The sequence below is a fragment of the Streptomyces sp. NPDC053560 genome, assembly GCF_044544605.1.
GTDB lineage: Bacteria > Actinomycetota > Actinomycetes > Streptomycetales > Streptomycetaceae > Streptomyces.
Window position 1 is genome coordinate 347,011 of the sequence record NZ_JBITXI010000006.1, and the last position, 25,846, is coordinate 372,856.

Consider the following 25,846-nt stretch of genomic DNA (forward strand, 5'->3'; position numbering starts at 1 on the left):
ACCCTATGGCGCGGTGGCGAGAAACGCACTGCCTGTCTGTCAGTTGAGAAGGCTGCCCTGCAGTTCGGCGCGCAGGTCGGGCGTGAGAACACTGCCCGCGCGGTCGACCAGAAGGGCCATCTCGTAACCGACGAGGCCGATGTCGCACTCGGGGTGCGCCAGTACGGCCAGCGACGATCCGTCCGAGACGGACATGATGAAGAGGAAGCCGCGCTCCATCTCCACCACGGTCTGATTGACGCTCCCGCCTTCGAAAATGCGGGAGGCACCCGAGGTCAGCGAGGTCAGCCCGGAGGCCACCGCCGCCAACTGGTCGGCTCTGTCCCGAGGGAATCCCTCGGACATGGCGAGGAGGAGACCGTCCGCGGAGACCACGACCGTGTGGGACACACCGGGGGTGTTGTCCACGAAGTTGGTGATCAACCAGTTCAGGTTCTGCGCCGCCTGGCTCATCGGGCTCACACTAACGCTCCTGATCGTAGGTGCTGCCGGGGCCGAAGCCCTGTTGGTCATTCTTGGGTGCCTCCATACCGGCACTGCGTCCCTGCTGGATGCCGCGGCGCAGGTTGCTCAGCCTGCCCCGGACGTCCTCGGGCGCGCGGGAGACCTGAGGGCCGCCCTGCAGGGTCTGCTCCGCCGTGCCCTCGACCAGGTTGGCCTTGGGCACGCGCCGGGGAAGACCGGAGGGAGTGATCCCGCCCGCCTTCGGCTCGCGAAGCTGCTCCGCTCGCTGCCAGCGCTCGTCGTTGGCGGTGCGCCAACCAAAGCTGTCCTCCGACACGCTCCGCTGTTGCGGGGGCGACGCCGGCTCCTCGGGCTGCTGCCACTCCTGCTGGCCCGGCGCCTTGTCGCCTCCGCGGCGCGGAAGGCCGGCGTCTGTCAGCGAGTGGACTTCGCTCGGGGTGGGACCCGGACGATCGAATGCTACGCGTTCCTGCGGCTGCGCGGGAGCGTCCGGACCATTGTGGTCCGATTCCGCTTGTCCGCCGAAGTACCCCTGGAACGAAGCGGGTTCGCTCCAGGCGGGACGCTGCTGGTCCTGCGCCGGGTACTGCGGCTGCTCACCAGTGGCCTCCGAAGGCCCCTGGTCAAACATGTTCCCGCCACCGAAGGACGGGGCGCCGTAGCCGCTGCCGGCAGGCTCGTCATAGCCCTGCCCGCCGGGCTCCTGGGGGGCGTACGGCTGCTGCTGGAAGCCGTTGTACGCGCCGCCCGAGCCCTCCGCTTCGCCACGCCGGGGGAGCCCGCCGAAGTCCTGCGCCGGGTTCTGCGCCGGCTCCTGGCCCTGCTGCGCACCGTTCTGCGGAGCGCCGCTCTGGGCCTCCAGCGCCGCGCGGCGCTCCTCGCGGAGCAGCGAGCGGCCCACGGGGTCGAGGTCCCGGCCGTCGTCCGACGGCCGGTAGTGGTCGTCGAAGCCGAGTTCGGCCGCGGTACGGATGTCGGGCTGCTGGGTGAACGACTGCGGGTGCTCCGGCATGATCCGGGAGACCGTGAAGTCGTCCTCGAACTGCTCCTCGCCGCCACCGCCGTGGGTGATCGCCTCCGGCAGCATGACCAGCGAGGTGGTGCCGGCCGTCTCGCCCGAGGGGCGCAGCTGGACGCGGATGCCGTGCCGGTCCGCCAGCCGGCCGACCACGAACAGGCCCATGCGCTGGGAGATCGCGATGTCGACGGTCGGCGGGTTGGCCAGCTTGTGGTTGATGTCCGCGAAGTCCTCTGGGGTGAGCCCGATGCCCTTGTCGTGGATCTCGATCATCACGCGGCCGTCCGGGAGACGGGTCGCGGTGACCCGCACCTTGGTCTGCGGCGAGGAGAACGTGGTGGCGTTCTCCAGCAGCTCCGACAGCAGATGCACGAGGTCGGTCACGGCCTGGCCGTGGATCTCGCTCTCCGGGACGCCCTGGAGCTCGATGCGCTCGTAGGACTCCACCTCGGAGGTGGCCGCGCGCAGCACGTCCACCAGCGGGACCGGCTGGGTCCAGCGGCGGCCCGGCTCCTCGCCCGCGAGGATGAGGAGGTTCTCGCCGTTGCGCCGCATACGGGTGGCGAGGTGGTCCAGGCGGAAGAGGCTCTCCAGCTGGTCCGGGTCCGCCTCGTTGTTCTCCAGGTCGGTGATGAGCGTCAGCTGCCGCTCGATCAGGCCCTGGTTGCGGCGCGAGAGGTTGGTGAAGATCGCGTTGACGTTGCCCCGCAGCAGCGCCTGCTCGGCGGCCAGCCGCACGGCCTCGCGGTGGACCTGGTCGAAGGCCCGCGCGACCTCGCCGATCTCGTCGGTGGTGGAGATCGGGATCGGCTTGATCCGGGTGTCGACCCGGCCCGGGTCCGTACGGGAGAGCTGGTCGACCAGCATCGGCAGCCGCTGCTCCGCGATGCCGAAGGCGGCGGTGCGCAGCTCCTGCATGTTGCGGGTCATCGAGCGGGCCATCAGGCCGGCGATGAGGAAGGCGATGATCAGCGCGCCCAGCGCGACGCCGGAGTCCACGAAGGTGGTCTGCTGCGCGTCGGACGAGATCTGCGCGGCCTCGGCCACCGCCTTGTCGGCGAGGTCCTTCTCGATGCTGCGGTACATGTCGAACTTGCCGGTGGCGGCCGTGTACCAGGTCTTCGGGGTGATGCCCTTGGCGGCGAGCAGCTGCGGCGAGGCGCCGGAGGAGATCGCCTGGACCATCTGGTCCATGGTCGGCGGCGCCTGGAAGGTGCGACCGGCCGCGGCGGACTGCCGCTTGGCCTGGGCCGCCTGCTCCCGCGCCTTCTTCTTCAGCGCGGCGGAGTCCGTCTTCAGGCGCGCGATGTCCTCGGGGGTGCCGCCGGAGGTGTACTCGCCGATGGCGATGCCCTCCAGGTAGGCGTACGAGGCGTAGGCGGTCAGCTGCTTCTTGCGCTCCTTGGCGTCGGACGCCGGGTGCACCAGCAGGTGGGTGCCGATGGAGCGCTGCAGTGACGTGGCGGCCTTGGCCAGCGAGACGGCGTAGACCGTACGGCCGTAGGAGGTGATGTTGCCGGTGCCCAGACCCAGCTCGTTGGAGAACTCCATCAGCGGGTGCTGGACCTCGGTGTAGCCCTCCTCGGTCTGCACGCCGGTCAGCTGCGAGGTGTAGGCGGCCTTGCGCAGCGCGTCGAGCTTGGGCTCGACCTTCTCGAAGACCGCGAGGCGGCGCTTCAGGCCCGGCTTGTCGGGCATGTTCTTGACGGCGTCGTGGAAGTCGGCCGCGGCGGCGTCGGTGTCGGCGCGGGCGTCACGGACGGCCGGGTCGTTCTGCTTGCCCTGGAGGAGCGGCGCCGCGGTGCGGTCGCGCTCGTCGACGAGGGCCTGGCCGTAGGAGGCGGCGGCCTGGACCAGCTTCGCGGTGTTCTCGGCGTCCTGCGCCTCGTTCCAGGTACCGACCGAGGTGTTCACCCGCAGTCCGGCGAAGATCAGCGCCAGGATCACGGGGAGCAGCAGGATCGCGTTCAGGCGGGTGGCCACCCGCCAGTTGCGCGGGGACATCCGGTTGCCGCGTACCGGCTGGGCGGTCAGCGGACTTTCGGGCGCGTCGGAAGGCGACGCCGTACTACGCGGCGGCGGTGTGAAGTTGCCCCGCTGCGCCGCCTGCTGCGGCGCGGGGCCCGACTTGCTTCGCCTCACTCGACCAACAACCTCTCGGCGCCGGCACGTCTCTCACTGTGCCGTTTCGTTCTGGGCGTTACCTACTCCGGAGTTCAGCGAATTCCAGCACGTCAGGGCCGTGCGTTCCAAACAGTGCGCAAAAGATGAGCAAGGCCGCCCGGGCGCCAGATAAAAGGGGCGTTAAGGGCGAGGCGCGGCAAAAGCCGGGGTGAAAGTGAACACAGCGAAGCCAGCTGTGCGCATCCGGTGTCCAGGTGCTGGGATTTCTCTGTCGAAACGTTATGAACGCCGGGGCCCGGCGTGTCCAAGGACACAACGGGCCCCGGCGCAACTGACCACGTCGAAGCGCTACTTGAGCCGCGCCATCAGAGCGTGCTCGACCAGCGTGATGAGGGCACCCTTGGCCTCGCTGCGGTGCCGCGCGTCGGTGGTGATGATCGGCGCGTCGGGGCCGATCTGCAGGGCCTCACGGACCTCGTCCGGGGTGTACGGCTGCGCGCCGTCGAAGCCGTTCAGCGCGATCACGAACGGCAGGCCGCTGTTCTCGAAGTAGTCGACAGCGGGAAAGCAGTCGGCGAGCCGGCGGGTGTCGACCAGCACCACGGCGCCGATCGCACCGCGGACCAGGTCGTCCCACATGAACCAGAAACGGTCCTGGCCGGGCGTGCCGAAAAGATAAAGGATCAAATCCTGATCGAGGGTGATACGCCCGAAATCCATGGCGACGGTGGTCGTCGTCTTGTCCTGCACGTGACTGAGGTCGTCGATGCCCGCCGAAGCGGAGGTCATCACGGCCTCGGTACGCAGCGGATTGATCTCGGAGACCGCCCCGACAAAGGTGGTTTTGCCCACGCCGAAACCGCCCGCCACCACAATCTTCGCGGACGTGGTCGAACGGGACTCGGCCTCAGAGCTTTCGAAGTCCACTGAGCACCCTCTCCAGCAAGGTCACATCGGGCGTGCCGCCGGCCTCACCGCTGCCACCGGGCTGGTGGATCGCCACCATGCCGGCCTCGGCCAGGTCGGCGACCAGGATTCTGGCCACCCCCAGCGGTATGTGGAGCAGCGCGGAGACCTCCGCCACCGACTTGACCTCGGCGCACAGATGGCAGATGCGCTGGTGCTCCGGCAGCAGTCCGGGCAGCTGGGAGGGATCGGCCGTGGTGCTGACCAGCGCCTCTATGGCGAGCTGGTAGCGCGGCCGGGTCCGGCCTCCGGTCATCGCGTAGGGGCGGACCAGTGGCTGGTCGCCCCCGTCGGCGTACGGGGTATGGCCGTACGGGCCGGGCGAAGCGGGTGGCGGGGTCATGGGTCCTCCGGGCTGGACAACTGGCTGTCGTCGGGTCGGGCCGGTGGGGGGAACTGCGGCACGTGGAATCGGTGGTGGATCAGTTGAGCAGGCTGCCCTGCAGCTCGGCGCGCAGGTCCGGTGTGAGGACGCCCCCCGCGCGGTCGACGAGCAGGGCCATCTCGTAACCGACGAGGCCGATGTCGCACTCGGGGTGCGCCAGTACGGCCAGCGACGATCCGTCGGAGATGGACATGAGGAAGAGGAAGCCGCGCTCCATCTCCACCACGGTCTGGTTGACGTTCCCGCCCTCGAAGATGCGGGAAGCGCCGGATGTCAGGGAGGTGAGCCCGGAGGCCACCGCGGCGAGCTGGTCGGCCCGGTCCCGCGGGAAGCCCTCGGACATCGCGAGCAGCAGACCGTCGACCGAGACGACCACCGTGTGGGACACCCCGGGGGTGTTGTCCACGAAGTTGGTGATCAACCAGTTCAGGTTCTGCGCCGCCTGGCTCATCGGACTCAACTAACGCTCCTGCTGGTGAGTGGGGTCCACGATGGGATGCGTGCCGGTGTGACCGGCCTGCCGGCCCTGCTGGATGCCCCGGCGGAGATTGGTCAGCCGGCCGCGCACGTCGTCCGGCGAGCGGGAGACCTGCGGTCCGCCCGGCCGGGGTTCCTGCTGCGCGGTGCCTGCGACCAGATTGGCACGTGGGACCCGGCGCGGCAGCCCGGAGGTGGTGACCCCGCCGGCCGCCGGCTGCCGGACCTGCTCGGCCCGGCGCCACACGTCGTCGTTGGGCGAGGTACGCCACTGGGCCTGCCCCTGCCCCTGCCCCTGCGCGCCGCTGCCGGCCGGCTCACGCCGGGGCAGCCGCGGCGCCTCGGGGGCACTCTGCGGCCGGCTCGGCTGCTCCTGCGCCGCGCTGCCGCCCGGCTGGGTGAACCAGTTCGACTCGATCGTGTCGAAGATCGGCGTACGGCCGTCGCCGCCCGTGTCGCGCGGCGCGGGGCCGCCGAGGTAGTCGGCGTCGTCCGGCGCGCTGCTCGGCTGCTGCTGCAGCGGCACCTCGCCGGTACGGGGACCGCGCCCGAAGGCGTCGTCCCGGCCGAAGGCGTCGTCCCGGCCGAACATGTCGTCGCGTCCGTAGGAGTCGGCGTCGTACGCCTGGCCGCCGCGCGCCGGGGCCTCCTCGCCGCGGCCGGGCGCGGGGGCGCTCTCCTCGGCGGGGCGGCCGTCCTGCGCGGACTGCGGGGCGAACTCGCCGCTCCACATGGGACTGCTGGGCCCGGCGGGCGCCGCGGGAGGCGTGGGGGCCTCCTCGGCGGGCTGCCCGGACGACGGGGCCGACGGCAGAGTGAACTCGCCGCTCCACATCGGCCGGCCGCCCTGCGCCGGACCGCCCTGTGCGGGGCCGTCGTCGCGGGCCTGGGCGTCCGCACCGGGGCGCGGGCCGCCGAAGTCGGGACGCTCGAACTGCGCCGTGTCACCGGGGCCGCCGGCCGCCGGCTGCGAGAACTGACCGGGAGCCTCGGGCCGCTGGAACTGCCCGGTCGTCTCCGGGCGCTCGTACTGCGCCGGGAGCTCCGGACGGCCGTAGCCGCCGGCCGTGCCGTGCTCCTCGTGGCCGCGCGGGCGGTCCTCCTGGGGGCGCCGGGGCGCCAGCGGCCAGTCGTCGGCCGCCTCGCCGCGCTCACGCCGCGCACCCCAGCTGGAACCGGGCTGCTGCGCGTGCTGCTGCGGCGCGGACGCGTCCTGACCCGCGGGACCGCCGGTCAGCTCGCCGGCCGGGCCGGGGGCACCTCCCAGCGGTAGCTGGGGGCGCGTGGGCAGCTGCGGCCGCTCGCCGCGCGGCGCGGGTGCGCCGGTGGGCGGGGCGACGGTCGGCTGGTGGTTCGCGGCCGGCGGCTGGGCCGGCTCACCGCTGCGCACCGGCAGCGAGGGCCGGTCCTGGCCGGCGGGCGCCGCCGGACGGTTGCCGAAGGCGTCGTTCTGCGGACCGGCCGGGGCGCCGGGGGCACCGCCTGGCGCGCCCGCGCCGGGGCGGGTGGGCAGCGCCGTACGGGGGCCCGCGCCGACCTGGCCGCGCGGCTGGAGGCCGGCGAGCCGGCTGGAGTGCTGGCCGCCCGCGTCACCGGCGCCGCGGCCGCCCTGGGGCTTGCCGGCCTTGCCGCCCGGGCCGGCCTTCTTGTTGGCGCCGCCGCTCTGCGCGACGTCCACCGGCAGCATGACCAGCGCGGTCGTGCCACCGGAGTCGGAGGGGCGGAGCTGGACGCGGATGCCGTGCCGCAGGGACAGCCGGCCGACCACGAAGAGGCCCATCCGGCGGGACACCGAGACGTCCACGGTCGGCGGGCTGGCCAGCCGCTCGTTGATCGCCGAGAGGTCCTCGGGGGACAGGCCGATGCCGGTGTCGTGGATCTCGACCAGGACACGGCCGTCGGGCAGCGCGTGGCCGGTCACCTTGACCTTGGTCTGCGGCGAGGAGAACGAGGTGGCGTTCTCCAGCAGCTCGGCGAGGAGGTGCACGAGGTCGTTGACGACGCGGCCGGCGACCTCGGTGGTCGGCACGGCGCTCAGTTCGATGCGCTCGTACTGCTCCACCTCGGAGGCGGCGGCGCGCAGGACGTCGACCAGCGGGACCGGGCGGGTCCAGCGGCGGCCCGGCTCCTCGCCCGCGAGGACGAGGAGGTTCTCGCCGTTACGGCGCATGCGGGTCGCGAGGTGGTCGAGCTTGAACAGCGAGGAGAGCTGGTCGGGGTCGGCCTCGCGGGACTCCAGCTCCGAGATCAGCGACAGCTGCCGCTGGATGAGGCCCTGGCTGCGGCGCGAGAGGTTGGTGAACATCGCGTTGACGTTGCCCCGCAGCAGCGCCTGCTCGGACGCCAGCCGGACGGCCTCGCGGTGCACCTCGTCGAACGCGGTGGCCACCTTCCCGATCTCGTCCCGGCTGTGCACGCCGACGGACTCGACCGAGGTGTCGACCTCCTGCGGGTCCGCCTCGGAGAGCTGCTTGACCAGCTCGGGCAGCCGCTTCTGGGAGACGGTCTGGGCGGTGTCCTGCAGGCGGCGCAGCGAGCGGACCATGGAGCGGGAGACGACGAACGCGCCGATCAGCGAGATGCCGAGGACGAGCAGGATCACCGCACCGTTGATGATGGCGCCGGTGGTCGCGTCGTTGCGCAGCTCGCGTGACTTCTGCTCCATCTGGGAGAGCAGCGTCGTCTCGATGCGCGACATCAGGCTGATCTTGTTGGTGTCGAGGTCGTACCAGTCCAGGTACGACATCTCCTCACCGCGGATGCCCGACTCGGTCTTGAAGCTGCGGTCGGCGAAGGAGTTCGCGTGCTCGATGTCGTCGTTGCCGCTGTCCAGGCCCTCCATGAGGGAGGCGGCGCCGGGGTAGATGTTGGAGAACCGCTTGAGCGCGGACTCCTCGTTGTCCTCGGCGGTACGGCCGGCCAGCCGGTCGTTGGCGGACAGGTGCGCGTGGCCCTTGTGCGCCAGACCGGCACTGACGAAGGCCCGCTGCATGGAGGCGTACTCCTTGGCGGAGGAGAACGCGGCCAGCGAGCGGGTGCTCTGGATCATCTCCGGGTTGCTGGTCGCCTGCGCCATGTCCTGGGAGAGCGCGAGCAGGGAGGTGATGAGCTGGTTGTACGCGCTGATCGTCTGGGCGACGTTCTCCTTGTCGGAGTACGCCTTGTTGCGGACCTCGTTGAGGGTGCCCAGCTGGCGCTGGATGTCGACGATCGTGGCGCGGACGCCGGCCATGGAGCCGCGCACCGAGTCGATGTCGTCGGTGTGCTCCTTGAACGACTTGACCGCGCGGTCGGTCTCCTCGCGCGGCGCCACGACATCGGTGTCGTCCTTGGTGTTGCCCGAGCCGGCGACCGGGCCGGCCGAGCGGTCCCGCTCCTCCTGGAGCGCGTCGGCGAGCTCGGTGGCCTGCCGCGTCATCTCCGTGAGGAGCTGCATGCGGTCCAGCTGGTCGATGTTGTCCAGCTCGCTGCTGATCCGCAGACCGCCCAGCGTCGTGGCGGCGACCACGGGCAGGGCGATCAGGGAGACCAGGCGCGTGCTGATGCGCCAGTTGCGCAGCGACAGACGGGTCCCGGGGCCCGTGGGGCCCTTGACCTTGGGGCGCTCGGCGGCGGAGTCGCCGGCCGGCGCCGGGTCGGTCCGGTCGGTCGGCAACGTGCCGCTCGCCGGACCGTTGCTCTGGGCGCGCTGCTGCGAGGAGGCGCGGTCGGTCCCGCCGCGCAGCTCCGGGTCAGCCGCAGCGCTGCCATCCCTCTTGAAACGTCCCTGCACTAGCGTCGCAACCTCTGGACCAGGCGTCCCGCCGCGTAACGGCGGGACGGTGTCGAGTCGTAGGGGGCCGCGGGCCCCATGGCGGTCGTGAGTGTGACCGGAGGGCTGCTCCCTCTGGCGAAGAGAGCGACACCCACCGCGCGGCGCTGCTCTGCGCCCCCTGCGCGCCGTGTGAAACATGCGGCGGTCCGGGGAATTCCAGCACAGTGCCGGAGCAGCAACAAGAGCGGAGGCCCTGGCTGTGACATGTGTGACGCAATGTATGGAGTGAGTAACGAGTCGTAGAAGCTCCCGCCCCTTATAACGGACTTTTGCGAGCGTTCCGGTCGCCATAGCGCGACGCCCCGGGTTCGGTAAAGGGGAGTGGAACGTGCACTTCGATCCGCCAATGTCCGTTTCGGCGGTGGTTTTCGATCATGAAAATTGCGGCATTTGCCACACTGTTCGTGAGCAAACTCACATGATGATCGTCGACTTGGCCGCCCCGCGGACGGGAATGGCGCGCATAGCCTTGCGCTTTACACAGGTGCCGCTATCGCCCAGCGGCACCTGAGCCATGTCCACCATGACGCGAGATACGCGAGGCATTCCACAGTGAAGACGACGATGATGTTCCGCTCCATAGCCAACCCGCGGCGCACCACTCTGATGCACCTGAAGGACGCGGACGAGCTGCAGACCGCACCGGTCGAGGAGAGCGCGGCCCCGGAGCACGCCGTCGAGCTGCCCGCCCAGACCGCCAACCCCCGCCGCACCGTCCTCATGACCGCGCCCGAGTAGGACGCCACGCACAAAACGGGGCAGCACGCCCCGTACGAAGAGGACAGAGGGCGGGCGCTGCTCCCGCGATAGCCTGGGTTGTCCACTCCCGGTTAGAGATCAAGAGGGGCAGCGGCTTCCGTGCGCATCGCCAGATTCTCCATCGACGGCAACGTCGGCTTCGGCGTCGTCGAGGGCAATGACCTCGACGTCATCAAGGGACACCCCTTCGCCGAGTTCGAGCGCTCGGGGCAGAAGGTCCCCCTGGACAAGGTGCGGCTGCTGCCGCCCGTCCTCCCGAACAAGGTCGTGGCCATCGGCCGCAACTACGCCGAGCACGCCAAGGAGCTCGGCAACGAGATCGACGACGTACCGGTCGCCTTCTTCAAGCCCTCCACCTCCGTGGTCGGCCCCGGCGACCCCGTCGTGTACCCCTCCTTCTCGCAGGAGGTGCACCACGAGGCCGAGCTCGCCGTCGTCATCGGCCGCATGTGCCGCGAGGTCCCCCGCGAGCGCGTCAAGGACGTCATCCTCGGCTACACCTGCGCCAACGACGTCACCGCCCGCGACATCCAGAAGCGCGAGAAGCAGTGGGCCCGGGCCAAGGGCTTCGACAGCTCCTGCCCGCTCGGCCCCTGGGTCGAGACCGAGCTGGACCCGAGCGACCTGACCATCCAGTGCACGGTCAACGGCGAACAACGCCAGCTGGGCCGCACCAGCGAGATGGTCCGCTCGATCGAGGACCTGATCGTCCACATCACCGAGGCGATGACGCTGCTCCCCGGCGACGTCGTCCTCACGGGCACCCCCGCGGGGGTCGGCCCGCTCAACGTCGGCGACGAGGTCGCCGTCACCATCGAAGGCATCGGCACTCTCACCAACAAGGTGATCAAGCGTGGCTAACGCGACCCCCGCCCCCAAGCTCTCGACTTCGCTCGAGCAGGGGGCACCCCCCCGCGTACGGTTCTGTCCCTCGCCGACCGGCAACCCCCACGTGGGCCTGGTCCGCACCGCCCTCTTCAACTGGGCGTTCGCCCGGCACCACCAGGGCTCCATGGTCTTCCGGATCGAGGACACCGACGCGGCCCGCGACTCCGAGGAGTCCTACCAGCAGCTCCTGGACGCCATGCGCTGGCTGGGCTTCGACTGGGACGAGGGCCCCGAGGTCGGCGGCCCGCACGCCCCGTACCGGCAGTCCCAGCGCATGGACATCTACCAGGACGTCGCGCAGAAGCTGCTGGACGGCGGCTACGCCTACCACTGCTACTGCACCGCCGAGGAGCTGGACGAGCGCCGCGAGGCCGCCCGCAAGGCCGGCAAGGCCTCCGGCTACGACGGCAAGTGCCGCACGGTCACCCCCGAGCAGAAGGCCGCGTACGAGGCCGAGGGCCGCACCTCGATCGTCCGCTTCCGGATGCCCGACGAGACGATCACCTTCACCGACCTGGTCCGCGGCGAGCTGACCTTCCAGCCGGAGAACGTCACCGACTACGGCATCCTCCGGGCCAACGGCGCGCCGCTGTACACCCTGGTCAACCCGGTCGACGACGCCCTGATGGAGATCACCCACGTCCTCCGCGGCGAGGACCTGCTCTCCTCCACCCCGCGCCAGATCGCGCTCTACAAGGCGCTGATCGAGCTGGGCATCGCCAAGCAGGTCCCGGCCTTCGGCCACCTGCCCTACGTCATGGGCGAGGGCAACAAGAAGCTCTCCAAGCGGGACCCGCAGTCCTCGCTGAACCTCTACCGCGAGCGCGGCTTCCTCCCCGAGGGCCTGCTGAACTACCTCTCGCTCCTCGGCTGGTCCTTCTCCGAGGACCAGGACCTCTTCTCCATCGACGAGATGGTCGCGAAGTTCGAGATCGAGGACGTCAACGCCAACCCGGCGCGCTTCGACCTCAAGAAGGCCGAGGCGATCAACGCGGACCACATCCGCCGCCTCGACGTGAAGACCTTCACCGAGGCCTGCGCCCCGTGGCTGCAGGCCCCGTACGCCCCCTGGGCCCCCGAGGACTTCGACCGGGCCGCGTGGGAGGCCATCGCCCCGCACGCCCAGACCCGCCTCACGGTCCTCTCCGAGATCACCCAGAACGTCGACTTCCTCTTCCTGCAGGAGCCGGTCTTCGACGAGGCGTCCTGGACCAAGGCGATGGGCAAGGGCGACCCGGTCGCGCTGCTCACCACCGCCCGCGCCAAGCTGGAGACCGCGGACTGGTCGAGCCCCGAGGCCCTCAAGGAGGCCGTCCTGGCCGCCGGCGAGGAGCACGGCCTCAAGCTCGGCAAGGCCCAGGCCCCGGTCCGCGTCGCCGTCACCGGCCGCACGGTGGGCCTCCCCCTCTTCGAGTCCCTGGAGGTCCTCGGCAAGGACCGCACCCTGGCACGCGTGGACGCCGCACTGAAGAAGCTGGGCGCGTAACCGCCCACCCCTGAAGAGGGGCGCCGACCCGCACCGGTCGGCGCCCCTTTCTCATTGCCCCGGCCGGGGATCCGCCCGCCGCGGGGCCGGACGGCCTCGGGGCACCGAGCACCCGAAGAGGCAGGTGTCCCGGGGGCGGCGCCGGTAGCGTGGGGATCATGCCGATACGCGCGGTTCTCTGGGACGTCGACGACACGATCTTCGATTACGCGAGCGCCGACCGCGCCGGGATGCGGGCGCATCTTCTTGCCGAGGGGCTGACCGGCGGGTATCCGTCCGTCGATGAGGCCCTCGCGCGGTGGAAGGAGCTCACCGAGCTGCACTGGCGGCGGTTCGAGAGCGGCGGCGTCGCCTTCGAGGCGCAGCGCCGCGACCGCGTGCGGGACTTCCTCGGTACGCCGTCGATGAGCGACGAGGAGGCCGACGACTGGTTCGGGCGGTACCTCGCGCACTACGAGGCCGCCTGGGCGCTCTTCCCGGACACGTTGCCGGCCCTGGAGCTGCTGGCGGCGGACTACCGGCACGCGGTGCTCTCGAACTCCTCCGTCCGCAACCAGGACCGCAAGCTGCGCGTCCTGGGCGTGCGGGACCGTTTCGAGGCGCTGGTGTGCGCGGCGGACCTGGGGGTCGCCAAGCCCGCCGCCGGGGCCTTTCACGCCGCATGTGAGGTCCTGGGACTGCCGCCGGCGGAGGTGGCGTACGTGGGCGACCAGCCCGACATCGACGCGCGCGGGGCGGTGGCCGCAGGGCTCACCGGCATCTGGCTGGACCGCCGGGGACTGGGCGGCCGTCCCGAGCTGGTCCGGATCACCGGCCTGAACCAGCTGCCCGGGCTGCTGCGCGGCGATACGCGTTTTGGAGCGCCGGACACCTTCGGGTAATGTTCTTTCTGCGCCGCCCGAGAGGGCCGAGAGGCCCGGCCGGGAAGCGTAACCCGAACAAAATCCCCGCAGGGGGTTGCGTTTTGGTGGCCTATGGTGTAATTGGCAGCACGACTGATTCTGGTTCAGTTAGTCTAGGTTCGAGTCCTGGTAGGCCAGCAAGAGATCATCTTTTGCGTCATCGCACGTCGAAGCACGTCTCTTGATTGCAGTGCAAGCCCCCGTTGTGTAGCGGCCTAGCACGCCGCCCTCTCAAGGCGGTAGCGCCGGTTCGAATCCGGTCGGGGGTACAGATCCTTTCAGCCCACCTCCTTCGGGTCGCTCCCGGATGCGGTGATGATGAGGATCGCTAGGGCCCCCGTTGTGTAGCGGCCTAGCACGCCGCCCTCTCAAGGCGGTAGCGCCGGTTCGAATCCGGTCGGGGGTACTGGTGGACCAGTCCTGGATTGGTCTACACCACCATGGCCTATGGTGTAATTGGCAGCACGACTGATTCTGGTTCAGTTAGTCTAGGTTCGAGTCCTGGTAGGCCAGCGCAGTTGAGCAGGTGAACTGCACCTCCTGCTGATCACAGCAGACCAGCCCCCGTTGTGTAGCGGCCTAGCACGCCGCCCTCTCAAGGCGGTAGCGCCGGTTCGAATCCGGTCGGGGGTACAGAAGAAAGGCCCTTCACTTCGGTGGAGGGCCTTTTTCGTTTGCCAAGAGAAAAGAGCGAGAAATGGCCCGGCCCGCCGCCGGCGGCGTTGGCGACGGCAGGCCCGGGGGAGAGGCTCGTACGGCGCAGGTCAGCTCGTACGGCGCAGGGCCTCGCTGAGGCGCGCGGCCGCGTCGATGACGGCCTGGGCGTGCATCCGGCCCGGGTGGCGCGTCAGGCGCTCGATCGGCCCGGAGACCGACACGGAGGCCACCACGCGGTTCGAGGGGCCGCGTACGGGCGCGGAGACCGAGGCCACGCCCGGCTCCCGCTCGCCGATCGACTGGGCCCAGCCACGGCGCCGTACGCCCGAGAGCGCGGTCGCGGTGAAGCGCGCGCCCTGAAGGCCGCGGTGCAGCCGCTCCGGCTCCTCCCAGGCCATCAGGATCTGCGCGGAGGAGCCCGCCTTCATCGGGAGCGTGGAGCCCACCGGGACGGTGTCCCGCAGGCCGGAGAGCCGCTCGGCAGCGGCCACGCAGATCCGCATGTCGCCCTGCCGGCGATAGAGCTGGGCGCTCTCGCCCGTCACATCGCGCAGGTGCGTGAGCACCGGACCGGCCGTGGCCAGCAGGCGGTCCTCGCCGGCCGCCGCGGCCAGTTCCGACAGCCGTGGTCCGAGAATGAACCGGCCCTGCATGTCCCTCGCCACCATCCGGTGGTGTTCCAGTGCTACCGCGAGCCGGTGCGCCGTGGGGCGCGCGAGCCCGGTCGCTCCGACCAGCCCGGCGAGGGTGGCCGGACCGGACTCCAGAGCGCTCAATACCAGAGCCGCCTTGTCGAGAACGCCGACGCCGCTAGAGTTGTCCATGCAACGATACTCGCGTCTCACACTGTGAAACGCAAGTTCAATTTTCTGCGGAAGTCGCCACTCTTGAAGCGAGGTCCTGGACCAGGGGCCTGTGTACCGCCCGGTACGAGGGGTACGAGCGGCGCGCAATCAGACGAGTTGGGCCGGCGAAGCGGCCGGCCGGAGGGACAGCGATGGGACGGACACTCGCGGAGAAGGTCTGGGACGACCACGTCGTCAAGCGCGTGGAAGGCGAGCCGGACCTCCTCTTCATCGATCTGCACCTGCTGCACGAGGTGACCAGCCCGCAGGCCTTCGACGGCCTGCGCAAGGCCGGCCGAACGGTGCGCCGTACGGACCTCACCCTCGCCACCGAGGACCACAACACCCCCACGCTGGACATCGACAAGCCCATCGCCGACCCGGTCTCGCGCACCCAGCTGGAGACGCTGCGCAAGAACTGCGCGGAGTTCGGCGTCCGGCTGCACCCGCTGGGCGACGTCGAGCAGGGCGTCGTCCACGTCGTGGGACCGCAGTTGGGACTGACCCAGCCGGGCACCACCGTGGTCTGCGGTGACTCGCACACCTCCACCCACGGCGCCTTCGGCGCGCTGGCCTTCGGCATCGGCACCAGCCAGGTCGAGCACGTACTGGCCACCCAGACGCTGCCGCTGTCCCCCTTCAAGACCATGGCCATCACGGTCGACGGCGAGCTGCCCGACAGCGTCACCGCCAAGGACCTGATCCTCGCCATCATCGCGAAGATCGGCACCGGCGGCGGCCAGGGCTACGTCATCGAGTACCGCGGTTCCGCCATCGAGAAGCTCTCGATGGAGGCCCGGATGACCATCTGCAACATGTCCATCGAGGCGGGCGCCCGCGCCGGCATGATCGCCCCGGACGAGACCACCTTCGCCTACCTCCAGGGCCGCGACCACGCCCCGAAGGGTGCGGACTGGGACGCGGCGGTCGAGTACTGGAAGACGCTGCGCACCGACGAGGACGCCGTCTTCGACCACGAGGTCGTCATCAACGCCTCCGAGCTGGCGCCGTTCGTCACCTGGGGCACCAACCCCGGCCAGGGCGCGCCGCTGTCCGAGCGCGTTCCGGACCCGGCGTCCTACGAGGACGCTTCGGAGCGGTACGCCGCCGAAAAGGCCCTGGAATACATGGGGTTGACGGCCGGTCAGCCGCTGCGCGACATCAAGGTGGACACCGTCTTCGTAGGTTCGTGCACCAACGGCCGCATCGAGGACCTGCGCTCCGCCGCCGCCCTCCTGGAAGGCCGCAAGGTCGCCGACGGCGTACGCATGCTCATCGTCCCCGGGTCCGTCCGGGTGGCGCTGCAGGCCGTCGAGGAGGGCCTGGACAAGGTCTTCACCGCGGCCGGCGCCGAGTGGCGGCACGCGGGCTGCTCCATGTGCCTGGGCATGAACCCGGACCAGCTGGCCCCGGGCGAGCGCTCCGCCTCGACCTCCAACCGCAACTTCGAGGGCCGGCAGGGCAAGGGTGGCCGCACCCACCTGGTCTCGCCCCAGGTCGCCGCCGCGACGGCGGTTCTCGGCCACCTGGCGTCCCCGGCCGACCTGTCCGACGCCGCCGTCCCCGCGCCCGCTGGAGTCTGAGAACGATGGAAGCATTCACCACCCACACCGGCCGGGCCGTCCCGCTGCGCCGCAGCAACGTCGACACCGACCAGATCATCCCCGCCCACTGGCTGAAGAAGGTCACCCGGGACGGCTTCGAGGACGGTCTTTTCGAGGCCTGGCGCAAGCAGCCCGACTTCGTGCTGAACCAGGACGTGTACCAGGGCGCCACCGTCCTGGTCGCGGGCCCGGACTTCGGTACCGGCTCCTCCCGTGAGCACGCCGTCTGGGCGCTGCAGAACTACGGCTTCAAGGCCGTCATCTCCTCGCGTTTCGCCGACATCTTCCGCGGTAACTCCCTCAAGAACGGTCTGCTGACCGTCGTCCTGCCGCAGGAGACCGTGGAGGCGCTGCAGCAGCTGGCCGAGGCCGACCCCACCGCCGAGGTGACGGTCGACCTGGTCAACCGCGAGGTGCGGGCCGAGGGCGTCAAGGCCGGCTTCGAGCTGGACGAGAACGCGCGTTGGCGGCTGCTGGAGGGGCTGGACGACATCAGCCTCACCCTTCGGGAGGAGGAGTCCATCGCCGCTTACGAGGCGAAGCGGCCGTCCTTCAAGCCGGAGACGGTAGTGGCCTGACCTCGGGATTTTCTGGCTGAAAGACATCTTGCATACGATGCGCTCCTTGCTACTTGGCAAGGGGCGCATCGTCTTGTTGAGTGGCGTGTTGAGGCCCCGTGAAGCGACAACTCACCGCAGATGGCACAATTAGCGCATGGAACGCGACGGCCAACTGGAGCTCTACGGTCTCGTCGCCGACCGCCTCAAGGCCGCACACACAAGAGTGCGGACACTGCAAGTCCCGGAGGGCGTACGGATGGCGCTGACCCGGAAGCTGCTCGTCATCACGGCTGCGGCAAAACACGATCTCGCCGGCGCGGCACGGCGTCTGGAGCGGTTCATGAACGACCTCGACGAAGGCCGTTATCCCGAAGATGTGGATGCCGACGGAACTCCGTGACGGTCGAGTTCGTTGCGGCACAAGGGTGATTAGCCCGTTTCGTGTTTGATTTGCGGTATATATCTGCCTAACGTGCGAAAAAGCTTGAACACTTTCGTTCCAGCAATGTCTCCGAAGGGGAAGACGTGAACAAGGCGCAGCTCGTAGAAGCCATTGCCGACAAGCTCGGCGGACGTCAGAACGCCGCAGACGCGGTCGACGCGGTCCTGGACGCCATCGTCCGCGCCGTGGTCGGCGGCGACCGCGTTTCGGTCACCGGATTCGGCTCGTTCGAGAAGGTCGACCGCCCGGCCCGCTACGCCCGCAACCCGCAGACGGGTGAGCGAGTGCGGGTGAAGAAGACCTCCGTGCCGCGATTCCGCGCCGGACAGGGCTTCAAGGACCTGGTCAGCGGCTCCAAGAAGCTCCCCAAGAACGACGTGGCCGTCAAGAAGGCCCCGAAGGGCAGCCTTTCCGGCGGCTCTTCCACCCGTACGACCGCCAAGGCCGCGGCCAAGAAGGCCACCGCCAAGAAGTCGGCGGCGAAGAAGACCACCACGGCCGCGAAGAAGACCACCGCCGCGAAGAAGGCGACGCCGGCGAAGAAGGCCACCACGGCGAAGAAGGCCACCACCGCCAAGAAGGCCACCACGGCCAAGAAGGCGACCCCGGCGAAGAAGACCGCCACCGCCAAGAAGGCGACCCCGGCCAAGAAGACCGCCACCGCCAAGAAGACCGCCCCGGCCAAGAAGACCACGGCGAAGAAGGCCCCGGCCAAGAAGACCACCGCCCGCAAGACCACCGCCAAGAAGACCACCGCGCGCAAGCGCTGACCTTCCTGCGGATCCTCGCGACGGGCCGGGCTCCCCTGAGGAGCCCGGCCCGCGGTGTGTTGTCCGCGCCCCACCCGATTAGGCTCTGACCATGCAGGCCACCGCATACACCTACGACGCCGACAGCCGCACCGGCAGCGTGCTGCTCGACGACGGCACCCCGCTGCCCTTCGACGCCGCCGCCTTCGACGCAGGCGCCCTCCGGCTCCTCCGGCCCGGCCAGCGCGTCCGCATCGACGTGACGGGCGACGGCGAGAACCGCCGCATCACCCTCATCACGCTCCAGACGTTCTGAAAACACCTCCGGACGTCCACGGACGTTTGAGAGCCGCCTCCGGCCTCCCTCAGGCGCCTTCAGGCCCCCTGGGCCCCCAGCGCCGCGATACGCGCCGAAATGGCCGCCGTGTGCCGGGCCGTCCGCGCCCCCACACCCAGCTCCAGCGCCACCCTGAGGTCCTCCGGGGTGTCCACGTCCTGCCGCACCGACCGCACACCGGACAGCGCGATCTCCCGCGCCCCCGAGGTCCTGTGCCGGGCACGCGAGGCACCCCCGAAAGCCGGCGCCAATTCCACCCCCGGCGCCGCGGTCAGCAGCGTCGTACCGATTTCCGCCGCATCCGCGAGAAATGCACGCGGAAATTGCGCGGCCGCCGAGAGCACCCGTTCCAGTTCCGCCGGACGCAGCGCGGGAAGATCCGCGTTCAACGCCGCCACCGCGGCATCGGGACGGGACGCCCGTACGGCCTGCGCGCCGTACGCGATCGCCGGATTCAGCCCGGCCGCCGGAGTGTCGGCCACAATGCGCGCCCCCAGAGCCGCGAGACCCTCACCGGCCAGCGGATCATCCGTGACAACCGCCACATCCCGTACCACCGGGCACGCCAGCGCCGCGGCCACGGTGTCCAGCGCGAACGCCAGTGCCAACCGGGGCCGGAACCGGGCGTCCGCCGCGGCGGACAGCCTGCTCTTGGCCCGCACCAGCGGTTTCAGAGGCACCACCAGGCTCCACACCGCGACCGCTCCTTCTTCTCGCATCGGCAGCATTGTCACCCGCTGCCGCCGCCCGCAGCAGGGCGCGGGGATACGGTGTCCTCGACAGACCGGGTACCGGGGGCGACACTTGTGCGGCTGCCGGGTCGCCGCAGCTCAGCAGGTCCCACAAGGAGGGTGTCCGAGTGTCCCGCCACAGAATCGGCTTCTGGTACCGCCTCGCAGCGGTCATCGCAAAACCGCCGCTCGTGGTTCTGTTCAAGCGGGACTGGCAGGGAATGGAGAACATTCCGGCCGAGGGCGGATTCATCACCGCGGTCAACCACAACTCGTATCTCGACCCGCTCTCCTACGCGCACTATCAGTACAACAGCGGACGGGTCCCGCGATTCCTCGCCAAGGCCGGCCTCTTCAAGGGCGGCTTCGTCGGCGCGGTCATGCGCGGCACGGGACAGATCCCGGTCTACCGCGAGTCCACCGACGCGGCCACCGCATTCCGGGCCGCCGTGGACGCCATCAACCGCGGCGAGTGCGTCGCCTTCTATCCCGAAGGCACCCTCACCCGGGACCCCGACATGTGGCCCATGCAGGGCAAGACCGGAGCGGCCCGCGTCGCCCTGCTCACCAAGGCACCCGTCATCCCCGTCGCCCAGTGGGGCGCCAACGAGGCGATGCCGCCGTACGCCAAGGACAAGAAACTCCGCCTCTTCCCGCGCAAGACCCTGCGCGTGAAGGCGGGCCCGCCCGTCGACCTGGACGAGTTCTACGGCCAGGAGCCCACCGCCGAGGTGCTGCGCGCCGTCACCGACCGCATCATGACGGCAGTGACCGCGATCCTGGCCGAGGTCCGCGACGAGCCCGCGCCCGCCGAGCCGTACGACCACCGCAAGGCCCGCGCCGAACAGCGCCGGAAGACCCAGCAGATGCGACGGCAGGACGAGGCGTCCGGCCGTACTCGGGAGGATGAAGGCAAGTGACGCGCTGCGCCGTCTACGGCACGGGGTCGTGGGGCACCGCATTCGCGATGGTGCTGGCCGACGCGGGCTGCGAGGTGACCCTGTGGGGCCGCCGCGCGGAGATCGCCGAGGCCATCAACACGACCCGCACCAACCCCGACTATCTCCCGGGCGTGGAGCTGCCGCAGACCGTACGGGCCACCACCGACCCCGCGGAGGCCGCCGCGGGCGCGGAGTTCACGGTCCTGGCCGTGCCCTCCCAGACGCTGCGCGCCAACCTCGCCGAATGGGCGCCGCTGCTGCCTGCCGACACCGTCCTGGTGTCCCTGATGAAGGGCATCGAGCTCGGTACGGCCAAGCGGATGAGCGAGGTCATCGAAGAGGTCGCCAAGGTGCCCGCCGAGCAGGTGGCCGTGCTCAGCGGCCCGAACCTCGCCAAGGAGATCGCCGCCCGGCAGCCCGCCGCCGCGGTCGTCGCCTGCGCCGACGAGGCCGTCGCCACCCGCCTGCAGGCCGCCTGCCACACCCCGTACTTCCGCCCGTACACCAACACCGACGTGGTCGGCGCGGAGCTGGGCGGCGCGGTGAAGAACGTCATCGGGCTCGCGGTGGGCATCGCGGACGGCATGGGCCTGGGCGACAACGCCAAGGCGTCCCTGATCACCCGGGGCCTCGCCGAGACCAGCCGGCTGGGCCTCGCACTGGGTGCGGACCCGGCCACGTTCGCGGGGCTGGCGGGCATGGGCGACCTGGTCGCCACCTGCTCCTCGCCGCTCTCCCGCAACCACACCTTCGGCACCAACCTCGGCCGCGGTATGACCCTCGAAGAGACCATCGCCGTCACCAAGCAGACCGCGGAGGGCGTGAAGTCCTGCGAATCGGTGCTGGATCTGGCCCGCCGGCACGGTGTGGAGATGCCCATCACCGAAACGGTGGTGAACATCGTCCACGACGCGAAGCCGCCGCTGGTGGCGCTGAAGGAACTGATGTCGCGGTCGGCGAAGTCGGAGCGGCACTGAACCCGGAGCGGCACTGAGCTCGGAGTTGTTGAACTCGGAGTTGTCGAACTCGGAGTTATCCACAGGCCCTCACGGGTGCGGGGCGTGAGGGCTAACTTCACCTTGTGCGTGGTGGAGGTGGGGGAGGGGCCTTGGCCATGGGAAACGGGAGCTCTCCCGAAGGTCAGGGGAGAGGGAGGGGCCCTGCCAGGAACGCGGCGTTCCGGGAGCGCGGCGCTCATGGCCCATAGAAGCGCCCCACGCCGCCCAGGACATTCGCATCAGCCGTACCAACAGGTAGTCTCGGTCCGATATGAGCAGCGAGACCTCCTCCCAGAAGCCCCGCGTCGCCGTCGTGTTCGGCGGGCGCAGCTCCGAGCACGCCATCTCGGTGGTCACCGCGGGCGCCGTCCTGAGCGCCATCGACCGCGAGAAGTACGACGTGCTGCCGATCGGCATCACGTCGGACGGCCGCTGGGCGCTGACCGCCGACGCCCCGGAGCGGATGGCCATCACGGACCGGAAGCTGCCGAACGTCGCGGAGCTTGCCGAGTCCGCGGACGGTGCCGTGGTGCTGCCGGTCGACCCCACCAACCGTGAGGTCGTCTACAGCGAGCCCGGCGCGGTCCCGAAGGCGCTCGGCGACGTCGACGTGGTCTTCCCCGTGCTGCACGGCCCGTACGGCGAGGACGGCACCCTCCAGGGCCTCCTGGAGCTGTCCGGAGTGCCCTACGTGGGCTCCGGCGTGCTCGCCTCGGCCGTCGGCCAGGACAAGGACTACATGAAGCGGGTGTTTGCCTCCTTCGGGCTGCCGGTCGGCCCGTACGAGGTCATCCGCCCGCGCGAGTGGGAGCAGGATCCTTCCGCCGCCCGCAAGAAGATCGTGGACTTCGCCGCCGAGCACGGCTGGCCGCTGTTCGTGAAGCCCGCCCGGGCCGGCTCCTCCATGGGCATCTCCAAGGTGGACGGCCTCGCCGGGCTGGACGAGGCCGTCGAGGAGGCCCGCCGCCACGACCCCAAGATCATCGTTGAGTCGCTGCTGAGCGGCCGCGAGATCGAGTGCGGCGTACTGGAGTTCGAGGACGGTCCGCGGGCCAGCGTGCCCGCCGAGATCCCCCCGGTCACCGCGCACGACTTCTACGACTTCGAGGCCAAGTACATCGACTCGGCCGCCGGACTGGTGCCCGCGCCGCTCACAGAGGAGCAGACCGCGCGCGTCCAGGAACTGGCCGTGCAGGCCTTCGAGGCGGCATCCTGCGAGGGCCTGGTGCGGGCCGACTTCTTCCTGCAGGACAACGGCGAGTTCGTCATCAACGAGATCAACACCCTGCCCGGCTTCACGCCCATCTCGATGTACCCGCGGATGTGGCAGGAGTCCGGCGTGAGCTACGCCGAGCTGGTCGACCGGCTCATCCAGGCGGCGCTGCGCCGCTCCACGGGCCTGCGCTGAGCCCGCGGCGTCCCCGGTCGGGGCGTGTCCTACACGACCCCGACCGGAACGGTCTTCCGTACGGCCGACGCCAGGTCGGTGAGCACATCGACCTCGGGCGCGTACTTCCCCGGCACCGTCACCTCGACGTACGCCCTGCGCAGCACGGTCGTGAAGCGATAGCCGTCGTCCTGCTTCTCGAAGACCCACTCGACGCCGTTGATTTTCGCGGCGTCCTGCAGCGGGTTGTAATGTTCATTACCGCGCTGCAGCACCTCGGGCTTCGGTACGCCGCACCGCAGGCGCACGGCGGGCGACCCCCATACGGCGGTGAAGTCGGAGACGGGATCGGCGGTCCGCCGCTTCAGACCGTCCACCGTGCCGGGCAGTTCCCCGTGCAGTGCCCGGCACAGCCGGGCGGCCTCACCCTTCGGGGCGGGAACCGGCACGCTCGCCGAATCGTCGGACGGGGCACAGCCCACCGCGGTGATCAGCACGGTGAGCAGGGGCAGAGCGAGCGACCGGCGGGGCGAGAATTTCACCCGGCCGAGCATACGGGGGGCTAGATATGGACGACGGGGCAGGTCAGGGTGCGCGTGATCCCGTCCACCTGCTGGACTTTGGCGACCACCATGCGGCCCAGATCATCGACCGTGTCAGCCTGGGCACGCACGATCACGTCGTAGGGACCGGTCACGTCCTCGGCCTGGATCACGCCGGGCAGCTTGGCGATCACTTCGGCGACCGCGGAGGCCTTGCCGACCTCGGTCTGGATCAGGATGTAGGCCTGTACCACGGGACCTCCAGGGCGGCTTCGAGGATCATGTGGGAAGAAGGGACGCCACGGTACCGCGTCGCCGAGCGGAGCGGGGAGACCCGCGCGGCCGACGCGGCCAACAGTTCGCGGCGGCCGGCGCGGATCGCGTCACCCGGAGCGTGGCCGTCCGGGAGGGCGGTGCCGGCCGTGCACGACGCGTCAGTGGAGTACGGAAGGTCCGTACGCATGGGAAGGGCAACAGCATGAAGGGCACCGTGGGCGAGTTGGGGGAGTTCGGCCTCATCAGAGAGCTGACCTCGCGGCTCACCTCCACCCCGGCCGTACGCATCGGCCCCGGCGACGACGCCGCCGTGGTCACCGCGCCGGACCGCCGGGTCGTGGCCAGTACCGACGTACTCCTCGAAGGGCGGCACTTCCGCCGCGACTGGTCCACCGCCTACGACGTCGGCCGGAAGGCCGCCGCCCAGAACCTCGCCGACATCGCCGCCATGGGCGCGGTCCCCACCGCCATCCTGCTCGGCCTCGTGGTCCCCGCCGAACTCCCCGCCACCTGGGCCACCGAGCTGATGGACGGCCTGCGGGACGAATGCCAGGTCGCGGGCGCCGCCGTGGTCGGCGGTGACGTCGTACGCGGCGAGATCATCACCGTCGCCATCACCGCCCTCGGCGACCTGCGCAACGTCGAGCCGGTCACCCGCGGCGGAGCCCAGCCGGGCGACGTCGTCGCGGTCACCGGCTGGCTCGGCTGGTCCGCCGCCGGGCACGCCGTCCTCACCCGCGGCTTCCGCTCCCCGCGCGCCTTCGTGGAGGCGCACCGCAGGCCGGAGCCGCCGTACCACGCGGGCCCCGCGGCCGCCGGGCTCGGCGCGACCGCCATGACCGACGTCAGCGACGGCCTGGTCGCCGACCTCGGGCACATCGCCGAGGCCAGCAAGGTCCGCATCGACCTGCAGTCCCAGAAGATCGACGTGCCCTCGCAGATGGCCGACATCGGAACGGCCTGCGGTGTGGACCCGCTGCAGTGGGTGCTCAGCGGCGGCGAGGACCACGCCATCGTGGCGACCTTCCCGCCGGACGTGAAGCTGCCGGCCCGCTGGAAGGTCATCGGCGAGGTCCTCAACCCCTCCGCGCTGCCCCAGGTCACGGTGGACGGTGCGCCCTGGACCAAGGGCGGCTGGGACCACTTCGGGGACGACGACGTGGTCGGCTGACCGGCGTCGTTCGAGTCGGCCGACCGGCGTCGGTCAGGGCCGGCCGGCCTCGACCGGACCCGGCCGGTGTCGTCTAGATTCGGAGCATGTACACACCACCACGCGTCCTGGCCGTCGCCGGCTCCGACTCCGGCGGCGGCGCGGGGATCCAGGCGGACCTGAAGACGATGCTCGCGCTCGGCACGCACGGCATGAGCGTGCTGACCGCCGTCACCGCCCAGAACTCCCTGGGCGTGCAGGGCGCGTGGGAGCTGCCCGCCGAGGCCGTACGCGCCCAGTTCCGCAGCGTCGTGGACGACATCGGCGTCCAGGCCGTCAAGACCGGGATGCTCTCCTCACCCGAACTCGTCGAGACCGTCGCCGCCCTGCTCGGCGGGGTCACCGCCCCCGTGGTCGTCGACCCGGTGGGCGTCTCCAAGCACGGCGACGCGCTGCTCGCCGCGACGGCCCTGGACGCGGTCCGTACGAAGCTGCTGCCGACGGCGACCGTCGCCACCCCCAACCTCGACGAGGTCGCCCAGCTCACGGGCGTACAGGTGCACGAGGAGGCCGACATGCGGCGGGCCGCGGCGGCCGTCCTGGAGTTCGGCCCGCGCTGGGCACTGATCAAGGGCGGGCACCTGCCGGGCGACGCCGCGGACCTGCTCACCGACGGCGATCAGGAGCACTGGCTGCGCGCCCCGCGCCACGACAACCGCCACACGCACGGCACGGGCTGCACCCTCGCCAGCGCGATCGCCGCGCGGCTGGCGCACGGCGACACCGTTCCGGAGGCCGTGGCGGCGGCGAAGGAGTACGTCACGGGCGCGATCGCGCACGGCTTCCGGCTGGGCGAGGGCATCGGCCCGGTCGATCACGGCTGGCAGCTGCGCTGAGGCATGCCGGGGGCGCTCGCATCCCGGTGCGGGCGCCCCCGGAACAGCAAAGGCCGGCGGAACAGCGAAAGCACTCGGAACAGCAAAAAAGCCGGCCCACCCTGGGGTGGACCGGCTTCAAGGCAACCGGCAGACTGCGCCACGACGTAACGTCAGCGCGCGACCTTGCCGGCCTTGATGCACGAGGTGCAGACGTTGAGCCGCTTCGGCGTGCGCCCGATCACAGCGCGCACCGTCTGGATGTTGGGGTTCCAACGACGGTTGGTGCGGCGGTGCGAGTGAGAAACGCTCTTGCCGAAGCCCGGCCCCTTGCCGCAGACGTCGCAGTTGGCAGCCACGGGTCACTCCAAAGACTTCAGATGCACTTACGGTAATTCCCAGCGCGCCGAGTGCATTGAACGACAAGCGGTGCCGGGAGGGAAATGGCCCGATTCGCATCGGGCAACC

Annotated in this window: 26 protein-coding genes and 5 tRNA genes; 20 read left to right on the plus strand and 11 right to left on the minus strand. The window is 70.4% G+C overall.

Features of this window, described 5'->3' with window-relative positions; genetic code table 11:
- Nucleotides 1-39: 39 nt before the first annotated feature.
- The 6 genes from ACIGQF_RS16945 to ACIGQF_RS16970 all read right to left on the minus strand — a co-directional run bounded on the left by ACIGQF_RS16945 (nt 40) and on the right by ACIGQF_RS16970 (nt 9,207).
- Entirely contained in the window at nt 40-453 is a 414-nt protein-coding gene (locus tag ACIGQF_RS16945) for a roadblock/LC7 domain-containing protein (RefSeq protein WP_030257992.1), read from the minus strand.
- 10 nt (nt 454-463) lie between these two features.
- Complete coding sequence (locus ACIGQF_RS16950; protein WP_399710667.1) at nt 464-3,625, minus strand: nitrate- and nitrite sensing domain-containing protein; 3,162 nt, start codon at nt 3,623-3,625, stop codon at nt 464-466.
- 330 nt (nt 3,626-3,955) lie between these two features.
- Nucleotides 3,956-4,534 carry an ATP/GTP-binding protein gene (locus ACIGQF_RS16955; protein WP_361556082.1) on the minus strand — a complete coding sequence of 193 codons (579 nt, stop codon included), beginning with the start codon at nt 4,532-4,534 and terminating at the stop codon, nt 3,956-3,958.
- Nucleotides 4,515-4,916: a DUF742 domain-containing protein gene (locus ACIGQF_RS16960; protein WP_361556085.1), complete on the minus strand. Its 402-nt coding sequence runs from the start codon at nt 4,914-4,916 to the stop codon at nt 4,515-4,517. The genes ACIGQF_RS16955 and ACIGQF_RS16960 overlap by 20 nt, the downstream gene beginning before the upstream one ends.
- A gap of 79 nt (nt 4,917-4,995) precedes the next feature.
- Complete coding sequence (locus tag ACIGQF_RS16965) at nt 4,996-5,409, minus strand: roadblock/LC7 domain-containing protein (protein WP_030257979.1); 414 nt, start codon at nt 5,407-5,409, stop codon at nt 4,996-4,998.
- A 9-nt stretch (nt 5,410-5,418) separates the two neighbouring features.
- Nucleotides 5,419-9,207 carry a nitrate- and nitrite sensing domain-containing protein gene (locus tag ACIGQF_RS16970; RefSeq protein ID WP_399710670.1) on the minus strand — a complete coding sequence of 1,263 codons (3,789 nt, stop codon included), beginning with the start codon at nt 9,205-9,207 and terminating at the stop codon, nt 5,419-5,421.
- Nucleotides 9,208-9,577: 370 nt separating this feature from the next.
- Here ACIGQF_RS16970 and ACIGQF_RS16975 point away from each other — a divergent pair, with 370 nt between their 5' ends.
- The 10 genes from ACIGQF_RS16975 (at nt 9,578) to ACIGQF_RS17020 (ending at nt 13,917) form a co-directional block, all read left to right on the plus strand.
- On the plus strand, nt 9,578-9,760 hold the full coding sequence (locus ACIGQF_RS16975; protein WP_399710672.1) for a hypothetical protein: 183 nt from the start codon (nt 9,578-9,580) through the stop codon (nt 9,758-9,760).
- Nucleotides 9,761-9,801: 41 nt separating this feature from the next.
- Nucleotides 9,802-9,987, plus strand: a complete 186-nt coding sequence (locus ACIGQF_RS16980; protein ID WP_399710674.1) for a hypothetical protein — start codon at nt 9,802-9,804, stop codon at nt 9,985-9,987.
- Nucleotides 9,988-10,107: 120 nt separating this feature from the next.
- Complete coding sequence (locus ACIGQF_RS16985; RefSeq protein WP_399710676.1) at nt 10,108-10,869, plus strand: fumarylacetoacetate hydrolase family protein; 762 nt, start codon at nt 10,108-10,110, stop codon at nt 10,867-10,869.
- Nucleotides 10,862-12,382: a glutamate--tRNA ligase gene (gene gltX, locus ACIGQF_RS16990; RefSeq protein WP_399710678.1), complete on the plus strand. Its 1,521-nt coding sequence runs from the start codon at nt 10,862-10,864 to the stop codon at nt 12,380-12,382. The genes ACIGQF_RS16985 and gltX overlap by 8 nt, the downstream gene beginning before the upstream one ends.
- 158 nt (nt 12,383-12,540) lie before the next feature.
- Nucleotides 12,541-13,263, plus strand: coding sequence for an HAD family hydrolase (locus ACIGQF_RS16995; protein WP_399710680.1), 723 nt, complete (start codon nt 12,541-12,543; stop codon nt 13,261-13,263).
- 87 nt (nt 13,264-13,350) lie between these two features.
- Nucleotides 13,351-13,422, plus strand: a tRNA-Gln gene (locus tag ACIGQF_RS17000).
- A 58-nt stretch (nt 13,423-13,480) separates the two neighbouring features.
- A tRNA-Glu gene (locus tag ACIGQF_RS17005) sits at nt 13,481-13,553 on the plus strand.
- Nucleotides 13,554-13,617: 64 nt separating this feature from the next.
- Nucleotides 13,618-13,690, plus strand: a tRNA-Glu gene (locus ACIGQF_RS17010).
- A gap of 35 nt (nt 13,691-13,725) precedes the next feature.
- Nucleotides 13,726-13,797, plus strand: a tRNA-Gln gene (locus tag ACIGQF_RS17015).
- Between the two features lie 47 nt (nt 13,798-13,844).
- Nucleotides 13,845-13,917: transfer RNA gene (locus ACIGQF_RS17020), tRNA-Glu, on the plus strand.
- 131 nt (nt 13,918-14,048) lie between these two features.
- Here ACIGQF_RS17020 and ndgR read toward each other — a convergent pair.
- A complete protein-coding gene (gene ndgR, locus ACIGQF_RS17025; RefSeq protein WP_030624314.1) occupies nt 14,049-14,765 on the minus strand; it encodes an IclR family transcriptional regulator NdgR in 717 nt (238 codons plus the stop codon).
- Nucleotides 14,766-14,938: 173 nt separating this feature from the next.
- On the opposite strand from ndgR, the gene leuC reads away from it, so the two are divergent.
- The 5 genes from leuC to ACIGQF_RS17050 all read left to right on the plus strand — a co-directional run bounded on the left by leuC (nt 14,939) and on the right by ACIGQF_RS17050 (nt 18,457).
- Nucleotides 14,939-16,369 (plus strand): 3-isopropylmalate dehydratase large subunit, encoded by a 1,431-nt coding sequence (leuC, locus tag ACIGQF_RS17030; RefSeq protein ID WP_399710683.1) that lies wholly within the window; start codon nt 14,939-14,941, stop codon nt 16,367-16,369.
- Nucleotides 16,370-16,374: 5 nt separating this feature from the next.
- The gene (gene leuD, locus ACIGQF_RS17035) at nt 16,375-16,968 is read left to right on the plus strand and encodes a 3-isopropylmalate dehydratase small subunit (RefSeq protein ID WP_399710685.1); all 594 of its coding nucleotides are present in this window, start codon (nt 16,375-16,377) and stop codon (nt 16,966-16,968) included.
- Nucleotides 16,969-17,104: 136 nt separating this feature from the next.
- Nucleotides 17,105-17,350, plus strand: a complete 246-nt coding sequence (locus ACIGQF_RS17040) for a hypothetical protein (protein WP_030267010.1) — start codon at nt 17,105-17,107, stop codon at nt 17,348-17,350.
- Between the two features lie 125 nt (nt 17,351-17,475).
- Nucleotides 17,476-18,162, plus strand: a complete 687-nt coding sequence (locus ACIGQF_RS17045; protein ID WP_362208909.1) for an HU family DNA-binding protein — start codon at nt 17,476-17,478, stop codon at nt 18,160-18,162.
- A 91-nt stretch (nt 18,163-18,253) separates the two neighbouring features.
- Nucleotides 18,254-18,457: a hypothetical protein gene (locus ACIGQF_RS17050; RefSeq protein WP_361556119.1), complete on the plus strand. Its 204-nt coding sequence runs from the start codon at nt 18,254-18,256 to the stop codon at nt 18,455-18,457.
- 59 nt (nt 18,458-18,516) lie between these two features.
- Here the strand turns inward: ACIGQF_RS17050 and cofC are convergent, their stop codons facing one another.
- The gene (cofC, locus tag ACIGQF_RS17055) at nt 18,517-19,197 is read right to left on the minus strand and encodes a 2-phospho-L-lactate guanylyltransferase (RefSeq protein ID WP_399710688.1); all 681 of its coding nucleotides are present in this window, start codon (nt 19,195-19,197) and stop codon (nt 18,517-18,519) included.
- A gap of 140 nt (nt 19,198-19,337) precedes the next feature.
- On the opposite strand from cofC, the gene ACIGQF_RS17060 reads away from it, so the two are divergent.
- The 3 genes from ACIGQF_RS17060 to ACIGQF_RS17070 all read left to right on the plus strand — a co-directional run bounded on the left by ACIGQF_RS17060 (nt 19,338) and on the right by ACIGQF_RS17070 (nt 22,556).
- Nucleotides 19,338-20,129, plus strand: coding sequence for a lysophospholipid acyltransferase family protein (locus ACIGQF_RS17060; RefSeq protein WP_399710690.1), 792 nt, complete (start codon nt 19,338-19,340; stop codon nt 20,127-20,129).
- Nucleotides 20,126-21,127, plus strand: coding sequence for an NAD(P)H-dependent glycerol-3-phosphate dehydrogenase (locus ACIGQF_RS17065; protein ID WP_399710692.1), 1,002 nt, complete (start codon nt 20,126-20,128; stop codon nt 21,125-21,127). Before ACIGQF_RS17060 ends, ACIGQF_RS17065 begins: the two co-directional genes overlap by 4 nt.
- A gap of 292 nt (nt 21,128-21,419) precedes the next feature.
- Nucleotides 21,420-22,556, plus strand: coding sequence for a D-alanine--D-alanine ligase family protein (locus tag ACIGQF_RS17070; RefSeq protein ID WP_399710694.1), 1,137 nt, complete (start codon nt 21,420-21,422; stop codon nt 22,554-22,556).
- Nucleotides 22,557-22,585: 29 nt separating this feature from the next.
- Here ACIGQF_RS17070 and ACIGQF_RS17075 read toward each other — a convergent pair whose 3' ends face one another.
- Nucleotides 22,586-23,089, minus strand: coding sequence for a DUF3515 domain-containing protein (locus ACIGQF_RS17075; protein WP_399710696.1), 504 nt, complete (start codon nt 23,087-23,089; stop codon nt 22,586-22,588).
- Between the two features lie 8 nt (nt 23,090-23,097).
- The gene (locus tag ACIGQF_RS17080) at nt 23,098-23,331 is read right to left on the minus strand and encodes an Lrp/AsnC family transcriptional regulator (RefSeq protein ID WP_030267036.1); all 234 of its coding nucleotides are present in this window, start codon (nt 23,329-23,331) and stop codon (nt 23,098-23,100) included.
- 224 nt (nt 23,332-23,555) lie between these two features.
- On the opposite strand from ACIGQF_RS17080, the gene ACIGQF_RS17085 reads away from it, so the two are divergent.
- Together ACIGQF_RS17085 and thiD are read left to right on the plus strand one after the other, a co-directional pair.
- The gene (locus ACIGQF_RS17085) at nt 23,556-24,524 is read left to right on the plus strand and encodes a thiamine-phosphate kinase (RefSeq protein WP_361556137.1); all 969 of its coding nucleotides are present in this window, start codon (nt 23,556-23,558) and stop codon (nt 24,522-24,524) included.
- Nucleotides 24,525-24,610: 86 nt separating this feature from the next.
- Nucleotides 24,611-25,399: a bifunctional hydroxymethylpyrimidine kinase/phosphomethylpyrimidine kinase gene (thiD, locus tag ACIGQF_RS17090; RefSeq protein ID WP_399710699.1), complete on the plus strand. Its 789-nt coding sequence runs from the start codon at nt 24,611-24,613 to the stop codon at nt 25,397-25,399.
- A 152-nt stretch (nt 25,400-25,551) separates the two neighbouring features.
- Here the strand turns inward: thiD and rpmB are convergent, their stop codons facing one another.
- Complete coding sequence (rpmB, locus tag ACIGQF_RS17095) at nt 25,552-25,737, minus strand: 50S ribosomal protein L28 (protein ID WP_030267048.1); 186 nt, start codon at nt 25,735-25,737, stop codon at nt 25,552-25,554.
- Between the last annotated feature and the right edge of the window lie 109 nt (nt 25,738-25,846).

Coding starts and splice junctions, on each gene's coding strand:
- ACIGQF_RS16945 (WP_030257992.1), bottom strand. CDS start 453: ATGAGCCAGGCGGCGCAGAACCTGAACTGGTTGATCACCAACTTCGTG.
- ACIGQF_RS16960 (WP_361556085.1), bottom strand. CDS start 4,916: ATGACCCCGCCACCCGCTTCGCCCGGCCCGTACGGCCATACCCCGTAC.
- ACIGQF_RS16965 (WP_030257979.1), bottom strand. CDS start 5,409: ATGAGCCAGGCGGCGCAGAACCTGAACTGGTTGATCACCAACTTCGTG.
- ACIGQF_RS16995 (WP_399710680.1), top strand. CDS start 12,541: ATGCCGATACGCGCGGTTCTCTGGGACGTCGACGACACGATCTTCGAT.
- ndgR (WP_030624314.1), bottom strand. CDS start 14,765: ATGGACAACTCTAGCGGCGTCGGCGTTCTCGACAAGGCGGCTCTGGTA.
- leuC (WP_399710683.1), top strand. CDS start 14,939: ATGGGACGGACACTCGCGGAGAAGGTCTGGGACGACCACGTCGTCAAG.
- leuD (WP_399710685.1), top strand. CDS start 16,375: ATGGAAGCATTCACCACCCACACCGGCCGGGCCGTCCCGCTGCGCCGC.
- ACIGQF_RS17040 (WP_030267010.1), top strand. CDS start 17,105: ATGGAACGCGACGGCCAACTGGAGCTCTACGGTCTCGTCGCCGACCGC.
- ACIGQF_RS17050 (WP_361556119.1), top strand. CDS start 18,254: ATGCAGGCCACCGCATACACCTACGACGCCGACAGCCGCACCGGCAGC.
- cofC (WP_399710688.1), bottom strand. CDS start 19,197: ATGCGAGAAGAAGGAGCGGTCGCGGTGTGGAGCCTGGTGGTGCCTCTG.
- ACIGQF_RS17070 (WP_399710694.1), top strand. CDS start 21,420: ATGAGCAGCGAGACCTCCTCCCAGAAGCCCCGCGTCGCCGTCGTGTTC.
- ACIGQF_RS17075 (WP_399710696.1), bottom strand. CDS start 23,089: ATGCTCGGCCGGGTGAAATTCTCGCCCCGCCGGTCGCTCGCTCTGCCC.
- ACIGQF_RS17085 (WP_361556137.1), top strand. CDS start 23,556: ATGAAGGGCACCGTGGGCGAGTTGGGGGAGTTCGGCCTCATCAGAGAG.
- thiD (WP_399710699.1), top strand. CDS start 24,611: ATGTACACACCACCACGCGTCCTGGCCGTCGCCGGCTCCGACTCCGGC.